The sequence below is a fragment of the Paenibacillus sp. OK060 genome (genome assembly GCF_900101205.1).
Taxonomy (GTDB): Bacteria; Bacillota; Bacilli; order Paenibacillales; family Paenibacillaceae; genus Paenibacillus; species Paenibacillus marchantiae.
In genome coordinates this window covers 682256-702135 of sequence record NZ_FNFR01000004.1, presented here as the reverse complement: position 1 = coordinate 702135, position 19880 = coordinate 682256, and the positions used below count along the sequence as shown (strand labels likewise).

Annotated in this window: 17 protein-coding genes and 1 pseudogene; 2 read left to right on the top strand and 16 right to left on the bottom strand. The window is 47.2% G+C overall.

The features are described 5' to 3' along the window. Positions 1–82: 82 nt before the first annotated feature. From BLS14_RS18380 to BLS14_RS18335, 11 genes and pseudogenes are all read right to left on the bottom strand, one after another. Positions 83–466, bottom strand: coding sequence for a hypothetical protein (locus BLS14_RS18380; protein ID WP_072734200.1), 384 nt, complete (start codon positions 464–466; stop codon positions 83–85). Between the two features lie 152 nt (positions 467–618). Beyond that, positions 619–1128 carry a GIY-YIG nuclease family protein gene (locus BLS14_RS18375; RefSeq protein ID WP_090953269.1) on the bottom strand — a complete coding sequence of 170 codons (510 nt, stop codon included), beginning with the start codon at positions 1126–1128 and terminating at the stop codon, positions 619–621. 121 nt (positions 1129–1249) lie between these two features. Next, entirely contained in the window at positions 1250–1945 is a 696-nt protein-coding gene (locus BLS14_RS18370; protein WP_090953267.1) for a DUF1643 domain-containing protein, read from the bottom strand. A 212-nt stretch (positions 1946–2157) separates the two neighbouring features. Beyond that, the gene (locus BLS14_RS18365) at positions 2158–3030 is read right to left on the bottom strand and encodes a phosphotransferase family protein (protein WP_090953265.1); all 873 of its coding nucleotides are present in this window, start codon (positions 3028–3030) and stop codon (positions 2158–2160) included. Between the two features lie 184 nt (positions 3031–3214). Next, positions 3215–4330: a site-specific tyrosine recombinase/integron integrase gene (xerA, locus tag BLS14_RS18360; RefSeq protein WP_305367635.1), complete on the bottom strand. Its 1116-nt coding sequence runs from the start codon at positions 4328–4330 to the stop codon at positions 3215–3217. A 209-nt stretch (positions 4331–4539) separates the two neighbouring features. After that, entirely contained in the window at positions 4540–4662 is a 123-nt protein-coding gene (locus BLS14_RS33195) for a hypothetical protein (RefSeq protein ID WP_256336561.1), read from the bottom strand. Next, positions 4663–6699: a B12-binding domain-containing radical SAM protein gene (locus BLS14_RS18355; RefSeq protein WP_090953263.1), complete on the bottom strand. Its 2037-nt coding sequence runs from the start codon at positions 6697–6699 to the stop codon at positions 4663–4665. Positions 6700–6771: 72 nt separating this feature from the next. Then, positions 6772–8652, bottom strand: coding sequence for a DNA helicase RecQ (recQ, locus tag BLS14_RS18350; RefSeq protein WP_072734229.1), 1881 nt, complete (start codon positions 8650–8652; stop codon positions 6772–6774). Positions 8653–8996: 344 nt separating this feature from the next. Beyond that, a pseudogene (locus BLS14_RS18345) lies at positions 8997–9265 on the bottom strand (Rpn family recombination-promoting nuclease/putative transposase); the annotation flags it as partial. Between the two features lie 19 nt (positions 9266–9284). Continuing rightward, a complete protein-coding gene (locus BLS14_RS18340) occupies positions 9285–11093 on the bottom strand; it encodes an ABC transporter ATP-binding protein (RefSeq protein WP_176854598.1) in 1809 nt (602 codons plus the stop codon). Then, entirely contained in the window at positions 11086–12945 is a 1860-nt protein-coding gene (locus tag BLS14_RS18335; protein ID WP_090953259.1) for an ABC transporter ATP-binding protein, read from the bottom strand. Before BLS14_RS18335 ends, BLS14_RS18340 begins: the two co-directional genes overlap by 8 nt. A gap of 91 nt (positions 12946–13036) precedes the next feature. On the opposite strand from BLS14_RS18335, the gene BLS14_RS18330 reads away from it, so the two are divergent. Together BLS14_RS18330 and BLS14_RS18325 are read left to right on the top strand one after the other, a co-directional pair. Further along, positions 13037–13930: an AraC family transcriptional regulator gene (locus tag BLS14_RS18330; protein ID WP_063568328.1), complete on the top strand. Its 894-nt coding sequence runs from the start codon at positions 13037–13039 to the stop codon at positions 13928–13930. A 22-nt stretch (positions 13931–13952) separates the two neighbouring features. Further along, positions 13953–14474 (top strand): DUF5412 family protein, encoded by a 522-nt coding sequence (locus BLS14_RS18325; RefSeq protein ID WP_090953257.1) that lies wholly within the window; start codon positions 13953–13955, stop codon positions 14472–14474. Between the two features lie 80 nt (positions 14475–14554). Here BLS14_RS18325 and BLS14_RS18320 read toward each other — a convergent pair whose 3' ends face one another. From BLS14_RS18320 to BLS14_RS18300, 5 genes are all read right to left on the bottom strand, one after another. Further along, on the bottom strand, positions 14555–15694 hold the full coding sequence (locus tag BLS14_RS18320) for a glycosyltransferase family 2 protein (protein ID WP_090953408.1): 1140 nt from the start codon (positions 15692–15694) through the stop codon (positions 14555–14557). Positions 15695–15774: 80 nt separating this feature from the next. After that, positions 15775–16521 (bottom strand): class I SAM-dependent methyltransferase, encoded by a 747-nt coding sequence (locus BLS14_RS18315; RefSeq protein WP_063568330.1) that lies wholly within the window; start codon positions 16519–16521, stop codon positions 15775–15777. Then, positions 16508–17935, bottom strand: coding sequence for a nucleotide sugar dehydrogenase (locus BLS14_RS18310; RefSeq protein WP_256336574.1), 1428 nt, complete (start codon positions 17933–17935; stop codon positions 16508–16510). The genes BLS14_RS18315 and BLS14_RS18310 overlap by 14 nt, the downstream gene beginning before the upstream one ends. Before the next feature lie 25 nt (positions 17936–17960). After that, positions 17961–18950 (bottom strand): polysaccharide biosynthesis protein, encoded by a 990-nt coding sequence (locus tag BLS14_RS18305; RefSeq protein WP_063568331.1) that lies wholly within the window; start codon positions 18948–18950, stop codon positions 17961–17963. Between the two features lie 18 nt (positions 18951–18968). Beyond that, the gene (locus BLS14_RS18300; protein WP_063568332.1) at positions 18969–19658 is read right to left on the bottom strand and encodes a glycosyltransferase; all 690 of its coding nucleotides are present in this window, start codon (positions 19656–19658) and stop codon (positions 18969–18971) included. Positions 19659–19880 lie beyond the last annotated feature (222 nt).

Sequence of the window (19880 nt, the reverse complement as noted above, 5' to 3'; positions counted from 1 at the left end):
GCCGAAGTGCCCGCAGCGTAGATACTATGTTATATGATGGGCATGTCCACTTCGATCAACAATCAAAATTTCTTTATGTACTCTAAATTGTTATGTTCTCACTTTCTTTAAGACTTACAAATTCAATATCATTACAATAGAAGTTAATAATTCCGTTCTCGTAGTCCTCAATTAAATATTTCATTGGGTGATATCCATGATCCTTTAAATCTCTAATATTAAATCCACTTATTTGAGTTAGTGCCCCTCCAGATTCAAGCTTAAGACTTTCAATATTAGAAAATCTTATAACTAACTCATATGTTTTTGAACTCTCCTTAATTAAAAAAGTTATATCTAGTATTGATATGTTCTCAAAATACTTGTCTTGAGTAATATAGAAGTGAAAATTCGAAAGCCATTCTATTTGACGGATAGTAAAGTTACCAATAAACGGTTCTATGCTTTCTATATTTCTTATCATCATCAAAAAAACTCCTTAAATGATTAGTTACATGTCTTTCATATAACGTTCCTGTATTCACGACTCGACGCATCTCGGGTGTCCTGCGAACGCCGGACCAAGGACGAATGTCCGCAGCGTGAATATGGTGTTAAGCGGAGTGCGGACAGTATAACTTACATACTTAATTTCAAATTCTTAATGCTTGTATACATCTCTATTGAATCTCGCATTTTCCTGCCTTTTACTATTTGATTTGGTTTTATAGGCATAATCAATTCAACGATAATGTAGTTATGGCTATGAAACAATATCTCTACTTCATCTAATGAAAATAATTCTTGATCCTCAAAAACGTAATCACTAAGATCACAATTGTTTATTCGTTTCAGTAACTTATTGAAAATCTGAAAGAAGTCCTCTGTTGCTAGATACCATTCCCCTTTCATTTGATATTTATCAATCAGTTTATGTATAACACCTTCGAGTCCTATAATTTCTTCTTCATAATCAAACTCTGATGTTATAACAAATACATTACTTATTTCATGTGGACATCCCGTTTGAATATTTTTAATTCTATTGTAGATATTCCTTGTTCGACCAATCTTCACAAATGAATCTTCTTTATATGAACAAATGATAATATAAAGAATAAAAGCATTAGGTTCAAGTAATTCCCTCATAGTAAACCTCCTAGCATTTCGCTTAACGTTCCTGTATTCACGACTCGACGACTGTCGGGTGTCTGGCGAATGCCAGACCAAGGACGAATGTCCGCAGCGTGAATATTATGTTAGATGATGTTCATATCCTTATATGTTTATAAGGGATTATTCTATTTAAGGCGTCAATCTTTATTTTTATCATACTTTTGATCTCACCATTAGAAGGATGAACAGGATTTTTTAAGCTTGTCAGTTCATTGTCGTATGCTACTCCTCGAGCTTTAGCTCTCTTGTTCTCTACATGAAAAATAAATGTTTTTTTCTTCTCAAATTTCTTCAAAAAATTCATTACATATTCTATTTCTCTAAAGTAAGTTGTTGCATAAAAATCAATTGGGCAATCTCCCCAAGCTAAAACTATAAATTCACTATCTGAAATCTTTGTTTCTATCATGCTTCTATTACTAAAAATTATATCTGACACTTCTATTACATTATTTAAAATAATTTTTTCAAGTTTTTCGTTGAGTTCTTTAGATTTTGAACTACAAATAGAAAATAAATTCACTATATTTATTGTTTTTATATCCCTATATAACTTGTTATCATTTTTATTAAAGTGCTTTACTATTTTATTTATGGTTGCATCTGATTCTTCTGAATCTGCATTTGATGGATTCATCATAATAACTGTTAATTGTTTGATTCCACTCGATTTCAAAGTCACACTTAAATATTCTCGCTTTTCAATTTCATCTCCATGTTGTAAATCCTTCCAAACAACTTCTTTGTGACACTTTACTTTCTCAATGTTGGTCCAATCGTAAGCAATCATCCATTCATCCTCTTCTTTGCATGAATTTCATCTAACGTTCCTGTATCTACGAACTCGAGAGGCTTAAGGGAGCACCAGCGACCGGGTCTGACGGACTTAGCCTCTCAGGGTTGTTCGCTGATTCAACTTCTCCGCTTTCCACTTCTCGCGAACCAAGGGCCGAACGGCCCGCAGCGTAGATATTATGTTATAGGATGTCAGCCCTCTTTGAACTATTTAAATTCTTTAATTCCATTCTCAAAAGCTTCTTGGTCATTATGATCTATCCCATGTAAAGCTTCCTGTAAAGCAAAGGTGCTTCTATAAAAGTGAACTCGTTCTGAAATTTGTTTTCCACCCGGATACAGATTAGTGCATATTTCAAAAAACTCTTCTCCGTAACTGGAGAGAATTCCTGCGAAATCATATGCTGGATCCCCAAGTCCTGAGCCTCCGAAGTCAATAACTCCTGCAATTCTGTTTTCTTTTCGATTCCATATGATATTGCCTGCTCCAAAGTCTCCATGAATATAGGTTTTCTCTAAATTCTGATTATGAGTATTATTTAAAAATGTATTAAAGTTATCTACTACTTTTTCTTGCGCATCTACACGCATAAATGGAAAGAGTTTCTCTCTTATTCTAATAAACAGATTTTCTATAATTCTATGTACACTTTCATGTTGTTTTTGAATAACAACTGCTTTCGGTATGTCCATAGAATGGAGTTCAATAAGAAAAGTAACAAGTTGTGAGGCAATTGTAACCATTAGGTCTTGGCTTTTGATGGTTAATAATTCTTCCTTCCAAAAAGGAGCACCTTCAATCAGCTCATAGCCCATGAAAGCCTTACCTACCTCCATCTTATCAATGGATTTATAAGCTGGATAGGGAATCTGCAATGTTACAGTCTTACTAATAGTTTCTAACATCTCGGTTTCTCGCTTTAATTTCTCTAATCCTTCCTTATACTTAGGAAACCTAAAAACGAGAGATTCATTAAGAATAAATACGTTATTATTCTGTCCGATCTCATTTTGTTTAACATCTTGAATATGTAAATTTGGGTAAACTTCTTGAATGCGTCGAACGTAGGTAGAGATCATATACAAGCTCCTTCAATAATAAATATTTTGTTTACTTGAATTGTCGCTGATTTCCTATAACATCTAATTTATGTACTTCGTAAATACCACACACCCTGCATGATATGTGAACTACGTATATGATAACCTATGGTGTAGTATTTGCGAAGAAGAATTTGGTGAAAAAGGGAGATTTACTAAGCACTCAATCTCCCAAATCCAAACGATCCAATGGGCTCTGAATACGCTGAATATTTTTCGTACTAACATGGGTATATCGCTGTGTTGTTCGTGCACTCGTGTGACCAAGTAGTTCCTGAATATAGCGCAGGTCTGTTCCGTTTTCCAACAAATGAGTAGCAAAAGAGTGCCTCAAGACATGAATACTAACCTTTTTATCAATGCCTGCGCGTTGTCTGGCTTCTTCAAAAACCTTCTGAACACTCCGCTCCGTAAGATGCCGATCAGAAGATTGCCCTGGAAAGAGCCAACGAGTTGGTCTATATTCAGTGATGTATTTCTGCACCATATCCCACGCTAGGCTCGATAGGATTGTTCTCCGATCCTTCTGACCTTTTCCCTGCCTTACAATAAGGGTCTGACGCTCAATATCCAAATCGCTGCATCGAAGACGAACGACTTCACCTACACGAAGACCAGATGAATACGTGAGAAAAAGAATCGTTTTATGCTTGAGATTAGTTACGGATGTGAGCAATTTAGCAACTTCTTTTTCAGACAACACTTGTGGCAGCTTGGTCTGCTTCTTGGGACGAATATACTGGATATCTGTAGGATGATGGAGTATGTGCTGGCAGTAGAAGCGAATTGTGCTAATTGCCTGGTTCACACTGGAATGAGAGATCCCTCGCTCAAGCAAATTTAAACAGTACGTCTGAACTACAGAAGTAGTCACGGCTGTACTTTCAAGTTGGCAGCTACTCAGAAAACGTTCGACCTGATTACAATATGCTTTAATCGTTTTGCGGCTGTATCCTCGTAACTTTAATGCCTTCTGTAACGGATCTTTGCTCCATGGATGGTTTGCCTTACTAGCTTTCCACTGCTGTAAATTCTCATTTTCAACCCACAACTCTGGGGTAATCAGAACGTCATCAGGATCAAATTGATTCATGAACTCTTGAAGAGCAGCTATGGTGGAGGGGATGATCCAAACTTTTTGTTTGGCTTCCCACGTTCTGCCCTTAATTCGACGAATCCGTTCAATATATGCAAGGTTATATGGGATATGAATGTGCAGTAACTCAGCGGAACCTTTAGTTATGGTAATCGCCTTTTCAGCTGTAGCATATTTATTCATAGGAAACTCTCCTTCATTTAGATAGGTTATGTTTTGGACTCAGATTCGGAAAAACAAAAAGGAAGGCCCTTCTTCATCCACTAGGGAATCAGACGACCTTCCGATGCTTTCGGAAACATATATGTTTTGATGAAAAGGTGAAGCGGAGCGCGGCTTGTGCAGTGGCAAGCCGCGTAAGTATGAGGTGCTGCTCCCAATTGGGCAGCACCTCACGGGATTGCACCGCGGCCATAACCGCGGTGCTCAACGTTGTAGCACCAGAACGGCAAAGCCATGGTGCTTCCCCCACTGCATGCAGCCATCGGCCATGCAGCTCCCCAATGCCACTGCACCTACATAGCAGCGGCTTCTTCTCCCAGCGGCAGCGTGTAATACTGCGCCTGCTGCCCTTCATGCTGCTGGTACACCACGACCAGCAGCGTCCGGCCTTTCGCGGCAAGCGGGCTGGCGCCAGCAAGCACTCGCTCAAGCCGGAACGGAAGCACATCCAATACGGTGTGCTTCTGCAGTTCCTTTTCGCCGAGACCGAGGTCGGCGAAAGCACGGGCACCCATGACCGTCTGTGCGGTCATGGCTGAGGTCATCGGCAACGCACGCGAAGCGTTGCCGTCCACCCCGTCCGCCGCTCCATCCGCGGCGGACCCTGTTGCGTCGCCCGTTGGGAGCGACGCTGCGCCATCGCTGCCGATCACACCAGCCGCATCTGCGGCAGAGTCTTCTCCGGCAGCAGCCGAACTTCCCGCAGCGGCAATCGCACTCGTGCCGCTGCTTTCCAGCCATGCCGTGCCTGCGGCACCGGCAACGCGCGGCAGGCGAACGTCTTCCGGACGTTCAGCCAACGTTTTCATATACCCCGCCCACTGGTCTTTCTGGAGCGGATCTTCCCACCAGATTTTGCGTGGTTTGTACTTGTGACCAAGGAAATAATCGAGCTTCATCAGGCCAAGCACGATATCCATATGCGGCGTGTTGCGCGACTCCAGGAAACTGTGCAGACGGGTGAACAGATCCTCCAGTTGGTGACCGATCTTCTGCCAACCCTGACCCTCCCAGTAATCGCCGAACGCTTGGAAGAAGTCAAACGGCGAATCGAACTCCTGCTCCATCAGATACTTGAGCGTATGATCCAGCCGGTGTGCGTTCCAGTATTTCTCCAGCACATCCTCCAGCCGCTTCAAGCGCACGATATCGCTGAACGGCAGTACGTCACTGCCCAGAATCTCATACGGCGCGTGATCCATATACGTGTAGTTGTACTTCTGCGCATCCAGACGCAAACCGGTACCACGCAGCATTTTAAGAAATCCGAGCTGAAGCTCTTCCGGCCCCAGAGCAAAAACATCGTTAAACGTCTTCCTGAACGTATTGTAATCTTCCTCCGGCAGTCCGGCGATGAGATCCAGATGCTGGTCGATTTTGCCGCTGGCTTTCACCTTGTTCACGGTACGACTCAGCTTCGAGAAGTTCTGGCGGCGTTTCACCAGTTCATTCGTTGGATCATTCGTGGACTGAACCCCAATCTCGAACCGGAATGTGCCTGGCGGCGCATTCTCTGCCAGATAGTCCAGTACCTCGGGACGCATAATATCAGCCGTAATTTCAAACTGGAACACCGTCCCCTGATGATTCTCGATCAGGAATTTGAACATTTCGAGCGCATAATCCCGCTTGATGTTAAATGTCCGGTCCACAAACTTGATTAGCTTCGCACCCTTCTCAATCAGGTACAGAATGTCCGACTTTGTCCGCTCAATATCGTAATACCGCACGCCGACCTCGATACTGGACAGACAGAACTGACAACTGAACGGACAGCCCCGACTGGTTTCAAAATATACAACCCGTTTCCCGAGCTCCGGGATATCCTCTTCAAAACGGTGCGGTGACGGCAAATCGTTCAGATCCGCTTTTGGCCGTCCCGGCATGAGAATGACTTCTTCCCCTTTGCGATACGCCAGTCCATAGACGAAGTGGAACTTCTTGTCCCCCTCCAGCTCCGTCAAAAGCTGATGCAGCGTCTCTTCCCCTTCACCCATCACGATGAAATCGACATTGGGGATGCGGTTCATCCAATATTCCGTGTCGTAGGACACTTCCGGCCCGCCGAGCAGAATTTTCACCTCTGGCATAACCTTTTTCAAAATATCAATGACCTTGATTGTCTCTTCAATGTTCCAGATGTAACACGAGAACCCGATCATGTCAGCACCGCGCTGATACAGATCGGACACGATATTCATGACCGGGTCCTTAATCGTATACTCGGCCAGCTCAATATCAAAATCCTTCTCACTGTACGCCTTCAGACACCGCAAGGCCAAAGAGGTATGGATGTACTTTGCATTTAATGTAGAGAGAATAACTTTCATGGTTCACAACCTTTGTCTGGACCACCAGACTATATTTTTCATTTCAAAACGTAAGAATCTTCATCCAACATCTCACTCGTATTCATAAAAAGCATCATCATCCGTATCCACGTCTTCGCCCGTTTGCTTCTGGAAAAACTCCAGGAACGGCAGCCCGTACTTACGGTACTTGACCTCACCGACCCCTTTAATATCCAGCATGTCACGTTCTGTCCTTGGACATACCACGCTCATCTCGCGCAAGGTCGCATCATTGAAAATAATGTACGACGGCACATGCTCTTTCGCCGCCAGATCACGGCGGATCAGACGCAGCTGCTCAAATACCGTCTCGTTAACCGCAGATGGCATTGCATCGCGTCCGCGACGTCCACCGTAGTTTGTACCCGAAGCCGTCGCCGCCGTCTTGCGGACCACCCGCTGCATCACTTCACGTTGACCTTTCAGCACTTCCACTGCCAGTGGTTGCAAACGAACAACTGGATACTGCCCCTCGGAGAGCATCAGGTACCCTTCGGACACCATAACGTTGATGATTTCCGCGATCTCACGTTCCGTACGATTACCCATCACGCCGTAGGTTGGCAGGGAGTTGAATCCGTAATCGAGCACTTTTTTGGCACGGGAACCTTTGAGCACCGAAGCAACCAACGATACACCATACCGTTCACGCATGCGGTGAATGCAGCTGAATATTTTCTGCGCATCAATCGTCATATCCACAAGCTCGCGGTCGTCCGTACATGAACTGCAAATGCCGCATGGCTTGTCCTCATGCACCTCACCGAAATAATCCAGCTGTGCACTGCGCAGACAACGCGTCGTATAACAGTAATCCACCATCTGTTGCAGCTTCCGGTAATCGTTTTGTTTGCGGTCGCCCTCCATCGGGTTCTGCTCGATCAAGAACTTCTGGGTGATAATGTCCTGTGCTCCGAATAACAAAATGCACTGGCTCGGCTCTCCGTCCCGTCCCGCACGCCCGGCTTCCTGCACATATGCCTCCATGTTCTTCGGCATGCTGTTATGAATAACGTAACGTACGTTGGATTTATCAATCCCCATCCCGAACGCATTTGTCGCCACCATCACCCGGATATCATCGTATAAAAAAGCTTCCTGGCTCTGGGACCGTTCATCGTCCGTCATCCCGGCATGGTAGCGTCCTGCTGGCAATCCCGCCTGCAGCAAACGCTGATGCAGATCGTCCACGTCCTTACGGGTAGCGGCGTACACAATCCCCGGCTCGCTGGCATGCTCGCGCGCGTAATTCAGGACAAAGTCCTTTTTGCTCTCGCCGCGCAGCACGCTAAACGCCAGATTATCTCGCCCAAGTCCGGTCACATACGTCTGCGGGTCCTGCAAACGCAGCAGCCGCAGAATATCTCCCATGACTTCGGGCGTCGCTGTAGCCGTAAAGGCCGCAACCACAGGCCGCTCCGGCAAACTGTCCACAAACGGCGCTACCGCCAGGTAGCTTGTCCGAAAATCATGCCCCCACTGCGACACACAGTGGGCCTCATCCACAGCAACGCACGAGATCGGCAAATAGCCCATCTCCTCGCGGAACCAATCCAGCTCCAGTCGCTCAGGCGCGACATAGAGCAGCTTCAGCTCACCGCGCTGCGCCGCGCGGATGCGATCATTCACTTCTTTGCCGCTGAGCGTACTATTAATATAGGCGGCTGCAATACCAGCCGTGGTCAGGGCATCAACCTGGTCCTTCATTAATGAGATCAATGGGGAGACGACAAGCGTCAATCCCGAATATAACAAAGCGGGGATCTGATAACAGATCGATTTCCCGCCCCCGGTTGGCATAATACCCAGCGTATCTTCACGTTCAAGCAGGCTGGCTACGATCTTTTTCTGTCCCTCACGGAAGTCGGGGTAGCCATAATATTTTTGCAGGAGACCCTGCGCTTCTTCTAATGTAGGTGTTTGCACACTCATGTAAAGACTCCTTACTTATCACCGGTGTTCTTCCACCAGCTTGGTCCGATCCGATTCTGACATCCGAAAGCGGCATATACCGCATCCTTGACAACAAAATGGCGTTCTCATGACTTGTCCGTCAAGCAAACGCCGCTCCCTTTAGTTTAACGGCCCAGACCCGAATGAGCAACCGCGTTTTACTGTAAAACGATCTTTGGCAAATGTGTAACAGCGGTATATCCTGAGTGATCCGGAAAGAATGCAAGTAGAATCAGGTGTGAGTGAACATTTTAGGACAAATTAAAAAACAACCGCCTGCCCTTTTGGGGACAAGACAATTGTTTAGATTTAAAACACATTTGCTAATCTTTTAGCGCCTCAACTTCAGATTCAGTTAGACCACTCGTTTTGACAATGATAGAAACTTCAATGCCGAATGAAAGCATATTTTTAGCTATTTCAAAAGCCTTTCTTTTTTCACCTTCCACTAATCCCTTTTCCCTAGCCCATTCAATCATTGAGGCTTCATCGTGCAAATACTTTTGCCGCTCTTCATACAACGACGTGCTTCACGATCCAGACTCAGAAACTCTAGCGTATCCATCCCTTTCTTCAATGTAGGTTCATTCATTTACAGCACCCCACAATCCTCAAAAGTTCTCCCGCATATTCATACGATAGTACAATCCTCTCTTCTCCATCAACTGCTCATGTATTCCATCCTCGATAAGTCGACCTTCTTCCATCACAATGATGCGGGAACACTGACGAGCGACTTCCATACGATGAGTAACAATTAGTGCAGTTTTTCCTTCCATGAAACTTAGCAGATTACTCGTTACTTTTTGCTCCGTCTGGATATCCAGCGATGCCGTCGGTTCATCCAGAATATACAGATCTGATGACCGCATGAACATTCTAGCCAGCGCGAGCCGCTGCTGTTGCCCTCCGGACAAATTGGAGCCTTTCTCCTGTAAAGGAGCATAATATTGCCCCTCCTGCGTTTCAATAAATTCATGCAATACCGCTCGCTCTGCCGCAAGTCTTACCCCCGGTAAAGCAGCTTCTGCAGTTAGGCGAATATTCTCGTCGATTGTGCCTGAAAAAAAGTTCGGTACCTGCGGCATATACGTCAGAATGGATAGGTCATCCATTCCGATATATTGAGCAACCGGTTTATTATGAAGTAATACTCTCCCGCCTTTGGGTTCAATCAGCCCTGCACAGACTTGGCACAAGCTCGACTTGCCCGAACCACTGGTGCCAACCACAGCTACCATCTCCCCCTGCCTCACATTCAACGTAAACTCATCGAGGACGACACGACCACTGATTTCATTGATTACGCTAACCTGTTCAAGTCGAAGGATAGGTTCTGCAAGATCATCGGATTGTTGTATATTCCACTGTTCATTCAGCTTAATATCACCATTTGCTTCCCCCAACTTCAGCCATGTCGAGATTCGTCCAAATGCCCCTACACTCGCCTGCATTTGGCTCCACTGACTGGACAGCCCAAGTACAGGCCACACGACCAGCTCAAATAGCAGACTGCTGGCTACAACCGTACCTGGTGACAAACTGTCTCTAGCCGCTGACATAGCGATAAGGAACAAAGCAGCCAACTGGGCAAGACCGAATACGGCCATAGATACGTTATCTGACAGGCTCAAAGTCATTTGCAATTTCGCCTGACTCCGATTGAGTGATTCTTGTTGTGATCGAAAACGAGACAGAAACCAGTTGGATGCGTTATAGGCTTGAACCGATGGTATCCCCTCAACATACTGTTGAATTTGCTGCTGAGACTCCCCTTCTTTCCCTTCTACTTCATCAGACAGACGTACAATTCGCTGATCATATAGTCTGGCCGTCAACCAAATCGCTGCCGCACTCACCAATGCAACTACAGCGACCCATGGATCTGCTCGGTACAAATATCCAAGTGACAATACAATAATAAAGACAACCGTTACACCCTCCGCAATCGCCTCCACGACTTCTGCGCCATGTTTGGTGTCCTCTTTAATACGGAGCATGATATCTCCAGACTTTTGCCTTCGCACCCACACATACGGCATTCGGTTTAACAGCGTCAGCAGATTCATCGACATATCCCTGTATAGAGATTCTTTTAGCCACACAAGAACGTATCGATGCATCGCCAGTAAAACGATAAAACCTGTCAGGAGGCCTATGACGAGAATCGCTGTTTTGTTAAGTTGCTCCTGCCCTCCTTGATTAATGGAATCTACGAAGAATCCCTGGACAAAGGCAAGTCCCCAATCAAAGACGGCATCTGCTGCTATAAAAACAAGCAAGACAGCAACAGCAAGTCCATAAGGCTTCATGAAGCGAAAAATAACAGGCCATACATTCGCCAGAGTTGCCGATACCCTATGTTCATTGACTTGGACCTTTTCATCCACACGTTCCGTTTCCACATGTATGTTACTCATGGCGTTCCTCCACTTCCAGGACCTGCTCCTCAATATAGCTACGATACCCATTCGGGCGATCCAACAATTCATGATGTGATCCCGTATCCACAACGCGGCCTTCCCTCATATAGACCACCCGATCTGCCTTTTCGAGGAGAGGTACTCGGTGTGTAACTGCAATAATCGTCGTTTTTTTCTCCTCAGTAAGTTTGGTAAACATGGCATTTAATCGTTGTTCATTTATGGGGTCTTGTGAAGATGTGGGCTCATCCATCAACATGACATCTGGCTCCCTAAGAATTGCTCTTGCGATACTGATTCGCTGAAGTTCACCGCCAGACATCGAACTTCCTTGAGGCTCTAGAACCGTGCGGTATCCCGATGTTTGACGCATAATCGCATCATGCACCTGAGCAAGACATGCAGCGCCTACTATTTGTTCCGGCAAGAGCAACTCTTGACCAAAGGCGATGTTTTCTTCCACTGTACCTGTGAAAATAAAAACTTGCTGTGGTACGTAGACCTGACTATAGTCATTCATGCCTGAACTGTGTTCAGGTATAAATTGTACCGATCCACTCACAGGCATATGTACATCAGCTATACATTTTAGCAACGTGGATTTCCCACATCCGCTTGGTCCAGTGATGACAGTGAGCTTTCCCATCTCAGCCGTAAAGGTGGCATCGAATAGCATTGCTTTCTCCGCGTAGCTGAAGTACACATGCTGTATATGCAGACCTGCCATCGGGAGCTGTCCTTCGCGATCAGCAGCAGTTTTTTCTAAGTTCTCATATGTATCCCCGTTCATTGAACCAGACTCCGTATTCTTCAAGGACCGCTTCATCTCATTTGTCAGGGTTTTCTTTTTATCCAAATCCATCACTTCAAAAATTCTCGCCGCATGAGAAGCTGATCCGATAAAACCATTCCAGAGACTGGACATGGCCTCAATCGGACGAGTTAACTGACTGCTGGCAACCAGAAAAGCTGCCAATCCTCCCACATCCATATGTCCATTTAACACCTGAATCCCACCGAGATACAAAATCAAAATCATCCCGCCATAAGTTGACACTCGCCCAGCCGCTTCCGAAAGACGCTGCAAGACCGATACAGACATTGTTTGTCTGAATACCTGATTCATACGTTCCTCGTAACGTTCATATATGTAACCCTTCAGTCCGTAACTTCGGATCTCCACAGGAGCCTGAATCACTTCAGTTAGCAATGCATCCCTTGCCGCAGCATCTGAATTCAATTGATCATGTCGTCTTTGCAGGCGGCTGCCCAGACGCATTGTGACAACAGGATAGACCAAAGTGAATACAATGATCGCCAAAGACAACGGCAGATTCACCCAACTAAAGTATGCAAACGCGAGAATGAGTTGGATGATATTTTTTGCTAGCTCAATACCATGCTGGTTCAACCCATTTTGCGCTTCTTTAGCAGATGTCCAGACTCTCGCAGTCAAATCACCTGTATGATAACGAGTGAGTTCACGTGAAGCAGTGCTTCCCAGCGAGGACAGCAGCAGCATCTGTAAAGACAAGAGCGTCTTTTGTTGAAAGAGGGTTTCTATCCACGTCATGATTGCGGTAACGATGACTCTTAACGCAACAATGGAAACACCAATCACGAGCCCCGAGTAGATCAGGGAAAATTGAGATTCCGTGGCACCTTTGACCAGCCTTCGTATGGATTCCATATAACCCACTTCTATCAATGAGATTGCAAAGGCGGCGAAGAGCAAAAGGACGATGAACATCCGATATCTGCCCGTTAATGTCCATAAACGAGTTATCATACCTCGTGTGGTATAAGTTCTTTTTTCAGCAAACATGGATGCTTTCTCCAATCTTGTCATTAAATTAAGTACTTGGTTATGATATCATCGGATATAAGGAAAAAATGAACATTTCTTGCTCTAACTACTTGAATTGATAAGGGAGATTCATATGCAACACGATCAGCTACATACCTTTGATAAGTTATTTAACTACATAGAGGATCATATCCATGAAAAATTAACGCTAGATCATCTAGCATCAACCGCTCACATATCCAAATTCCATCTCCATCGGATGTTCAAACATATGAGCGGGCAACTGCCCGGAGAATATATTCGCTCACGCAAACTGGCCCGCAGTCTGGATCAGTTGGTCGATCAAAACTGGAAGATCATCGATATTAGCGGTCATTATTCTTTCGAGCATGAACAGTCCTACATACGCGCATTCAAACAGGCCTTTGGTATCACGCCTCTGCAATACCGCAAACAAGGAACTGGCGATCTCCAGCTTACCGCACGCTTGACTTCGTCTATGATTACGACGCTTCCGTATGGTTATATTTTCAAACCTACGTATGTACGGAAACCAGCCATGATGCTGGTTGGTGAACGTTCACAGATACGGTATATCGATAACGAGGAACATTATGAATCCAACGCAAAAGGCAATAGCTTTTTTGAAAATCATTTCCACACCATACCCGATACGATGCATCCTAATGTATATATTGGGTTCACCAACGAGATTAATGATGACTACAGTACCTATCTGCCTTCCGTGCAAGTGACATGCCTCGACAATGCACCCGCAGAGTTGGATCAGATCGAGGTTCCGGCCAACCAGTATGCCGTATTCAAATACGTCTGTGATTTCCATCCCAGTCTAATCAACATTGATCATCTGGACAGTGTCTGGACGTTTATAGACGAGTACTGGCAGAGCCATTCAGGATATTCGAAGAGTGACTCGTATTATTTTGAAAGGATCGACGGCAGCCTCGCACAGGATCATTACGGGGAGATGGAAATTTATATTCCTGCGAAGCAAACTTCGCTTTAAAAAAAAGGGGGGATCAAAGCATATGGACCAGAATCCTCAAGCTACCAATTCATCGATGACAAAGCCACGCAAACTATGGATACGCCGACACCCGATATTCACTGCACTTTCAATATTGATTTTTGTGCTGTTCGCCGCGGTATTCCTCTATTTCTGGCTTCGCCCTTACTTCTCCACGTTTGATCGATCCGAACAAGGAGATCTGAGCTACTCCATGCCTTCAAGAAACGGAGAATATACCGCCGAGATTTACGGTGTGCCCTATGGTGGTGCGGCAGGTGGAGTCACAATCTGGGTGGATGTGAAAAAAACGAATGATCCGAATGATTCTATCGTAAAAAACATATATCGCGCCGAGTACCACGGACATGACCATCTGGAATGGAAAAGTGAAAATACCCTCCGAATCGAAAACTGGAATGAGTATGTAGATGAAACCATTACGCTAAACATCGATGAAGAAATCTATGACGGTTGGGGCTGGGCATGCCAAAGCCTGCGTACGAAGGGCCAGTACATTCGGTGTCTAGCACCCGAAAAATAAAAACACAAATAAGCAGCCCCGCTCGCCGACTCTCACGGCAAGCGGGGCTGCTCTTGTTCCACCTCTAGAAAGGATCAACACTACTCTTTCTCTTTCTCTTTCTCTTTCTCTTTCTCTTTCTCTTTCTCTTTCTCTTTCTCTTCCAAGCCGCTGTTCACCTTACTCAACACCGCTTCAAGCTTCAGCCGATTGGCGAGCAGGCCGGGGTCATTCGGCAGATACTCTCTTGCTTTGCTGTTATGCAGAAGCGCCTGCTCCCAGTTTCCCATGTGAGCGTAACAAAGGGATATCCTGGCGTGTGGTAGCCAAGTGCGGCATGCCGCAGGCACGGGACGTAGACCTGGATCGCGACTGCTGACATCGAGCGCTTGCATATACCAGTAGATGGCGGAGACTAGCTCCTGCCGCTCCTGGAAGCAGGCAGCGATGGCGCAGCAGAAGTCAGCATGCGGCAGGTCGAATTGAAATGATTGCAGCAGCGCACCCAGCTTTCGCCCCGGCTCGCCAAGCCGTTCATAACATTCCGCCAGCCGCGCGCAGGCGATGAGCCGATCCTCGCGATAGCCGCTCGGCTCCAGCAGCAGCTTCGCATACGCCCGAACCGCCGCCGCATAACGCCGGCGGTCATAACATTCGCCTGCATAATAGAACAGCAGGCGTCCCTGGGCTGCGCCCTCTTCGGCGATCCATTTGCGCAGAATGCGCACGTTTCGCGCCGAATGATGGCCCGCTTCGCGGCGGTGCGTGACGGCAATGTCTGCCGTAATGACACCGCTCTGTGGGAAGCCTAACTGCTCGTGCAGCCGGCCATGCCAGCGGCACCCCGCTTCCCGCTTAACGAGGCGCAACCGTCGGTCCGTCACGAGCGGACTTCCCTCCGGCCCCTCGGCCAGCGTATAGCCCAAGATCACAGCCGCCGTCTCACCGCCGGACGGCAGCTGCTGCTTCAACCTTTCAAGCTTCGCCCGTTCCGCGGGCAGCAGCACATCATCCGCATCCAGCCACAGGATATATTCCTGCGTGGCCTGGTCGAAAGAATAATTCCGCGCTGCAGCAAAATCGTCCTTCCACTCATACGTGTAGACCCGGTCGGTGTATTGCGCGGCTATCTCTTTCGTACGGTCAGATGAACCGGTATCTACAATAACGATCTCGTCCACGATGCCGGCGACCGAGTCGAGACAGCGAGCAAGCGTGCGTTGTTCGTTCTTCACAATCATACACAGACTGATGGTGATCACGGTTTAAGCCCCTTCCTGTCTTACGCGTATTGCAGTTTTTTTCTTCTCAGCCTTATCTGCTACCCTTCCCCAGTCTCCTGACGACGCAGACGTTTAACCTGCTCCACCGCATTGTCCAACGCCTTTTTGCGTTGATTCATCAGACGAAGGTGATTCTGTTCCACGGCGGCAAAATGTACATGATCCAGCTTCATCCACTCCGTCAGTTGGCTTGTGGTAGGTGAGACATGCAGCTGCGTTTCCCGCCGCCTGCGTGCCACGCAACATAGATATTTATGATGAATTTCCAGCTTCAATACTTCAAAATAAGGCATCAGGCACATCGCCAGGTTCCCGGCGTAGAATGTCTGCTTGTGATCGTAGAACGGATGATACCCGTAAGGAACTGTGACGACCAGCGTCCCTTTTTCATGCAAAAGGCGATGAATATTCATTAACAACGTTTCGGGATGGGCAAAATGCTCCAGCACTTCACCCAGCAGCACCGTATCGAACGGTGTTCTGCCTTTCCACTGGGTAATATCCAGCATACGAAAATCCACTTTATCCTGTACCGGCTTCGATTCCTTCGCCAGCTCTTGCTTGGCATACCGAATGCTCTCTTCTTCCAGATCAATCCCCGTTACCCGAAAGCCTTCCCGTGCCAGCAAAATGGAGGTGATGCCCTGGCTGCATCCAATATCCAGAATTCGTTTACCTGTCGCTTCCCGGCACATCCAGTGAATGCGGGTACGTGTGGCTTCATGCGATTCCTCCGAATTGATCTCGCCATAATAACGCTCACTTACCCGATCATGATTCGCCATGGCTGCCTCCTGACGTTTCCCTCAAGCTTTCAGGGCTCACATCCGGCCGAGTCGGCTGTCCAAGCACCACTATATTTCCACCGACACATCCGGCTGTGGCATTACGTGTATCGAAGATCAGCTTGGCATGATCCGCCATCTCCTGATAATCGAATCCCGTATGATCCGTCGTAATCATGACCAGATCAGCCCCGGCCCACAATGCTGGTGATGCTGGTTGAGCATGAGCAACCGTGCCATCATCCTTGCGGAACACAGGCACCATAGGATCGGTGAAGACCACGTCTGCCCCTGCTTCACGAAGCAGTCTATAGACATCCAGCGCTGGCGATTCACGCAAGTCGTCGATATCTTTTTTGTACGCCATACCCGCCAGCACAATTCGGGCTCCCTGCATCGATGAACCGTTCTGTTCGAGCAGCTCGGCGGCACGCTTGACGACTCTTTCCGGCATTTGCCGATTGGTCGCATCTGCAAGCGAAATGAATTGCAGTTCCGATCCCTGACGGCCAGCGGCCCAGGACAGATAGATCGGGTCAATTGGAATACAGTGTCCACCAATACCCGGACCCGGATAGAACGGCATATAACCGAACGGCTTGGTTGCCGCAGCGTCCAGCACCTCCCAGATGTTCACGCCCATTTGCTCACAGGCAGGTGTCAGTTCGTTCACGAGCGCGATGTTCACGCTGCGAAACGTATTTTCGAACAACTTTGCCGTCTCCGCCACTGTCGTTGAACTAACGGGAACGATTTCGTTCAGGAACGAACCGTAGAATGCTTTTCCATAAGACAGACAGGACGGCGTGGAGCCGCCAATAATCTTCGGTGTATTTTTCACCCCGTAATGCACACTTCCGGGATCTACCCGCTCTGGAGAATAACAGACATGGAACTGCTGTCCTACTTTCCACCCTTTCGCAGCTTCGATCGGATGCTTCACACGCTCTTCGGTGGTGCCAGGATATGTGGTACTTTCCAATATGACAAGGCTGCCCTCCTGAAGATAAGGCGTTATGCCATCCACCGCTGCAGCGATAAATGAAATGTCCGGCTGATGCTCGGCGGTCAAAGGCGTAGGCACACAGATAACTATGACATCGGCCTGCGCCACTGCTGTGAAATCCGTGCCTACCATGAACAACCCGGCCTGAGCAAGGGATTGCACCACCTTATCCTCAATGCCGATCACATACGATTTCCCGGCACGCAGCTTAGCCACCTTCGCACCATCGATGTCAATTCCGTGCACCTGATATCCAGCCTGCGCCATCTCCACCGCCATGGGTAACCCAACATACCCGAGACCAATGACGGCAGCTTTCAGGGAGCGGTTGTTTATGTTTTGAAGCGTGGTACGTTCCTGTGTTTCCTTATTTCCTTCGTGCTTGCTGCTCTCTACCATTCCTTCCACCTCCAAACGGTCCGCCTCCCTTCTATTAATCGATAAAGCCGCCTGCACGCAAAAATTGGGCAATCGCTGACCGGTTCATCATCGCGCTATCCGAACGATACTCGGAAAAGGTCACACGAGGCAGACCACTATACGGATCTGTCAGGCTTTTGTCCGGTTCTTGTGGCAAAATCACATAATATTGCTCGTCATATTTGTAGGTACGTGGTGCCTCGAATGGAGAAATGAGTACTTCATGCAATTTTTCGCCTGGACGAATCCCGGTTACTTTATAATCGTGAGCCGGACGACCTGCCTGTTCCAACATGACCGACGCCAGATCTGTCATCTTGCAGGATTTCATTTTCATCACAAACGTCTCACCGCCCACTGATGCCTCAGACGCCTTCAATAACAAATGGATGGCCTCCGTTCGCGTCAGGAAAAAGCGGGTCATGCCTTTGTCCGTAATGGTCAGGCTCTTGCCTTCATCAATCTGACGACGGAACAATGGAACAACGCTGCCGCTGGTTCCGAGCACATTCCCCCCACGAATACACACAAAACGGGTGGACTCGCTCAGTCCATTGGCACGAATCATCATCTTCTCACCCAGAGCCTTGGTCATACCATAAACGTTAATCGGATCTACCGCCTTGTCGGTGGACACGTCAATGACTTTGGCAACCTGCATACGAATCGCAGCGCGAATAATATTCTGCGTGCCGATGACGTTGGTCTTGAATGCTTCATCCGGCTGATCCTCGCATACCGGAACATGCTTCAGTGCAGCCAGATGGAAGAGAACATCCACCCCACGACAGGCTTCCTCCACAGCACGATAGTCGCGAATGTCCCCGATGACAAAACGCAAACGTGCATCATGACCGAAATCCCGTTGCATCGCAATCTGGGCGTACTCATTACGCGAGAGAATCCGAATCTCGGCTGGATTCTGCTCCAGCAGTACCTCGGTCAGTTTTTGTCCCCAGGAGCCTGTTCCTCCGGTGATCAGAATCGTTTGTCCTTTAATCATGGTTGAATCCCTCCTTGTTCAGATCATGAATTCGCGTAATACCGCAGCCATCTCTTCCCGGTTTAACCGATCTTTGGGCGGTACTTTTTTGATGGAAGTATTGCTGGAATGCACAATATTCACGTAATTGCGCGGAGCTAGCAGCTCATGCGGAAGCTCAATGACATTGCCATGTGTTCCTCGGCCCGGCAGCTTCACCCGGTATCCTGCTGCATACTCCGCCGTTTTATATAGGTAGACATAGAACTGCGGGGAACGATGGAACGCTGGTGCCATCTCATGATTCACGCTGTCCCACAGATATCCATTCTGATTAATGAGTGCCATCGTTCCGGGCTGCGGCTGCACATCATAGAGCTGTTGAACAAACGTCTTGTGATACAGATCATCCGAATCCAGTCGGGCAATATAGATATCCTCTGCTCCCTCGGCAAAAGCCAGAATGGCACGCACACTTTCGATATTTGTTCCAAAACGGATATTGGAAGGCATTGGCTCCTGTTCGGCCAGAATCTCTTGCATCAGTTCCCCGGATTCCTTGGACAGCTTCACCACGGTCAGGAAATCCTGATTCGTCTGGGCCTTAAGGCAATGCAAGGTGAATCTACGAAAAATACCCACCCGCCGCTCCAACCACTCTCTCGTCAGCCGCTGCGGGTCCATCCCATAATTGTTGAAGTTAATCTCAATAACCACTCTTCTGGACATACCCTTCCTCCTCATTCATTCTGTGATCTTCTTTCAATTCAGTCAGACTATTTTCATAGTCTTTGCAGCCCTTTCCACGCCAAAAACGGCCTCTGTCTGCTTGAAGCTGCCATACAGAAGCTCTAGTCAATCCAGCCGACTCTATAACGTATGAAAAAATAATAGAACCGGTCCGGACACTTGCACGTGTTCTTCCATAAATCAGCTTTTACATAAGCCCGC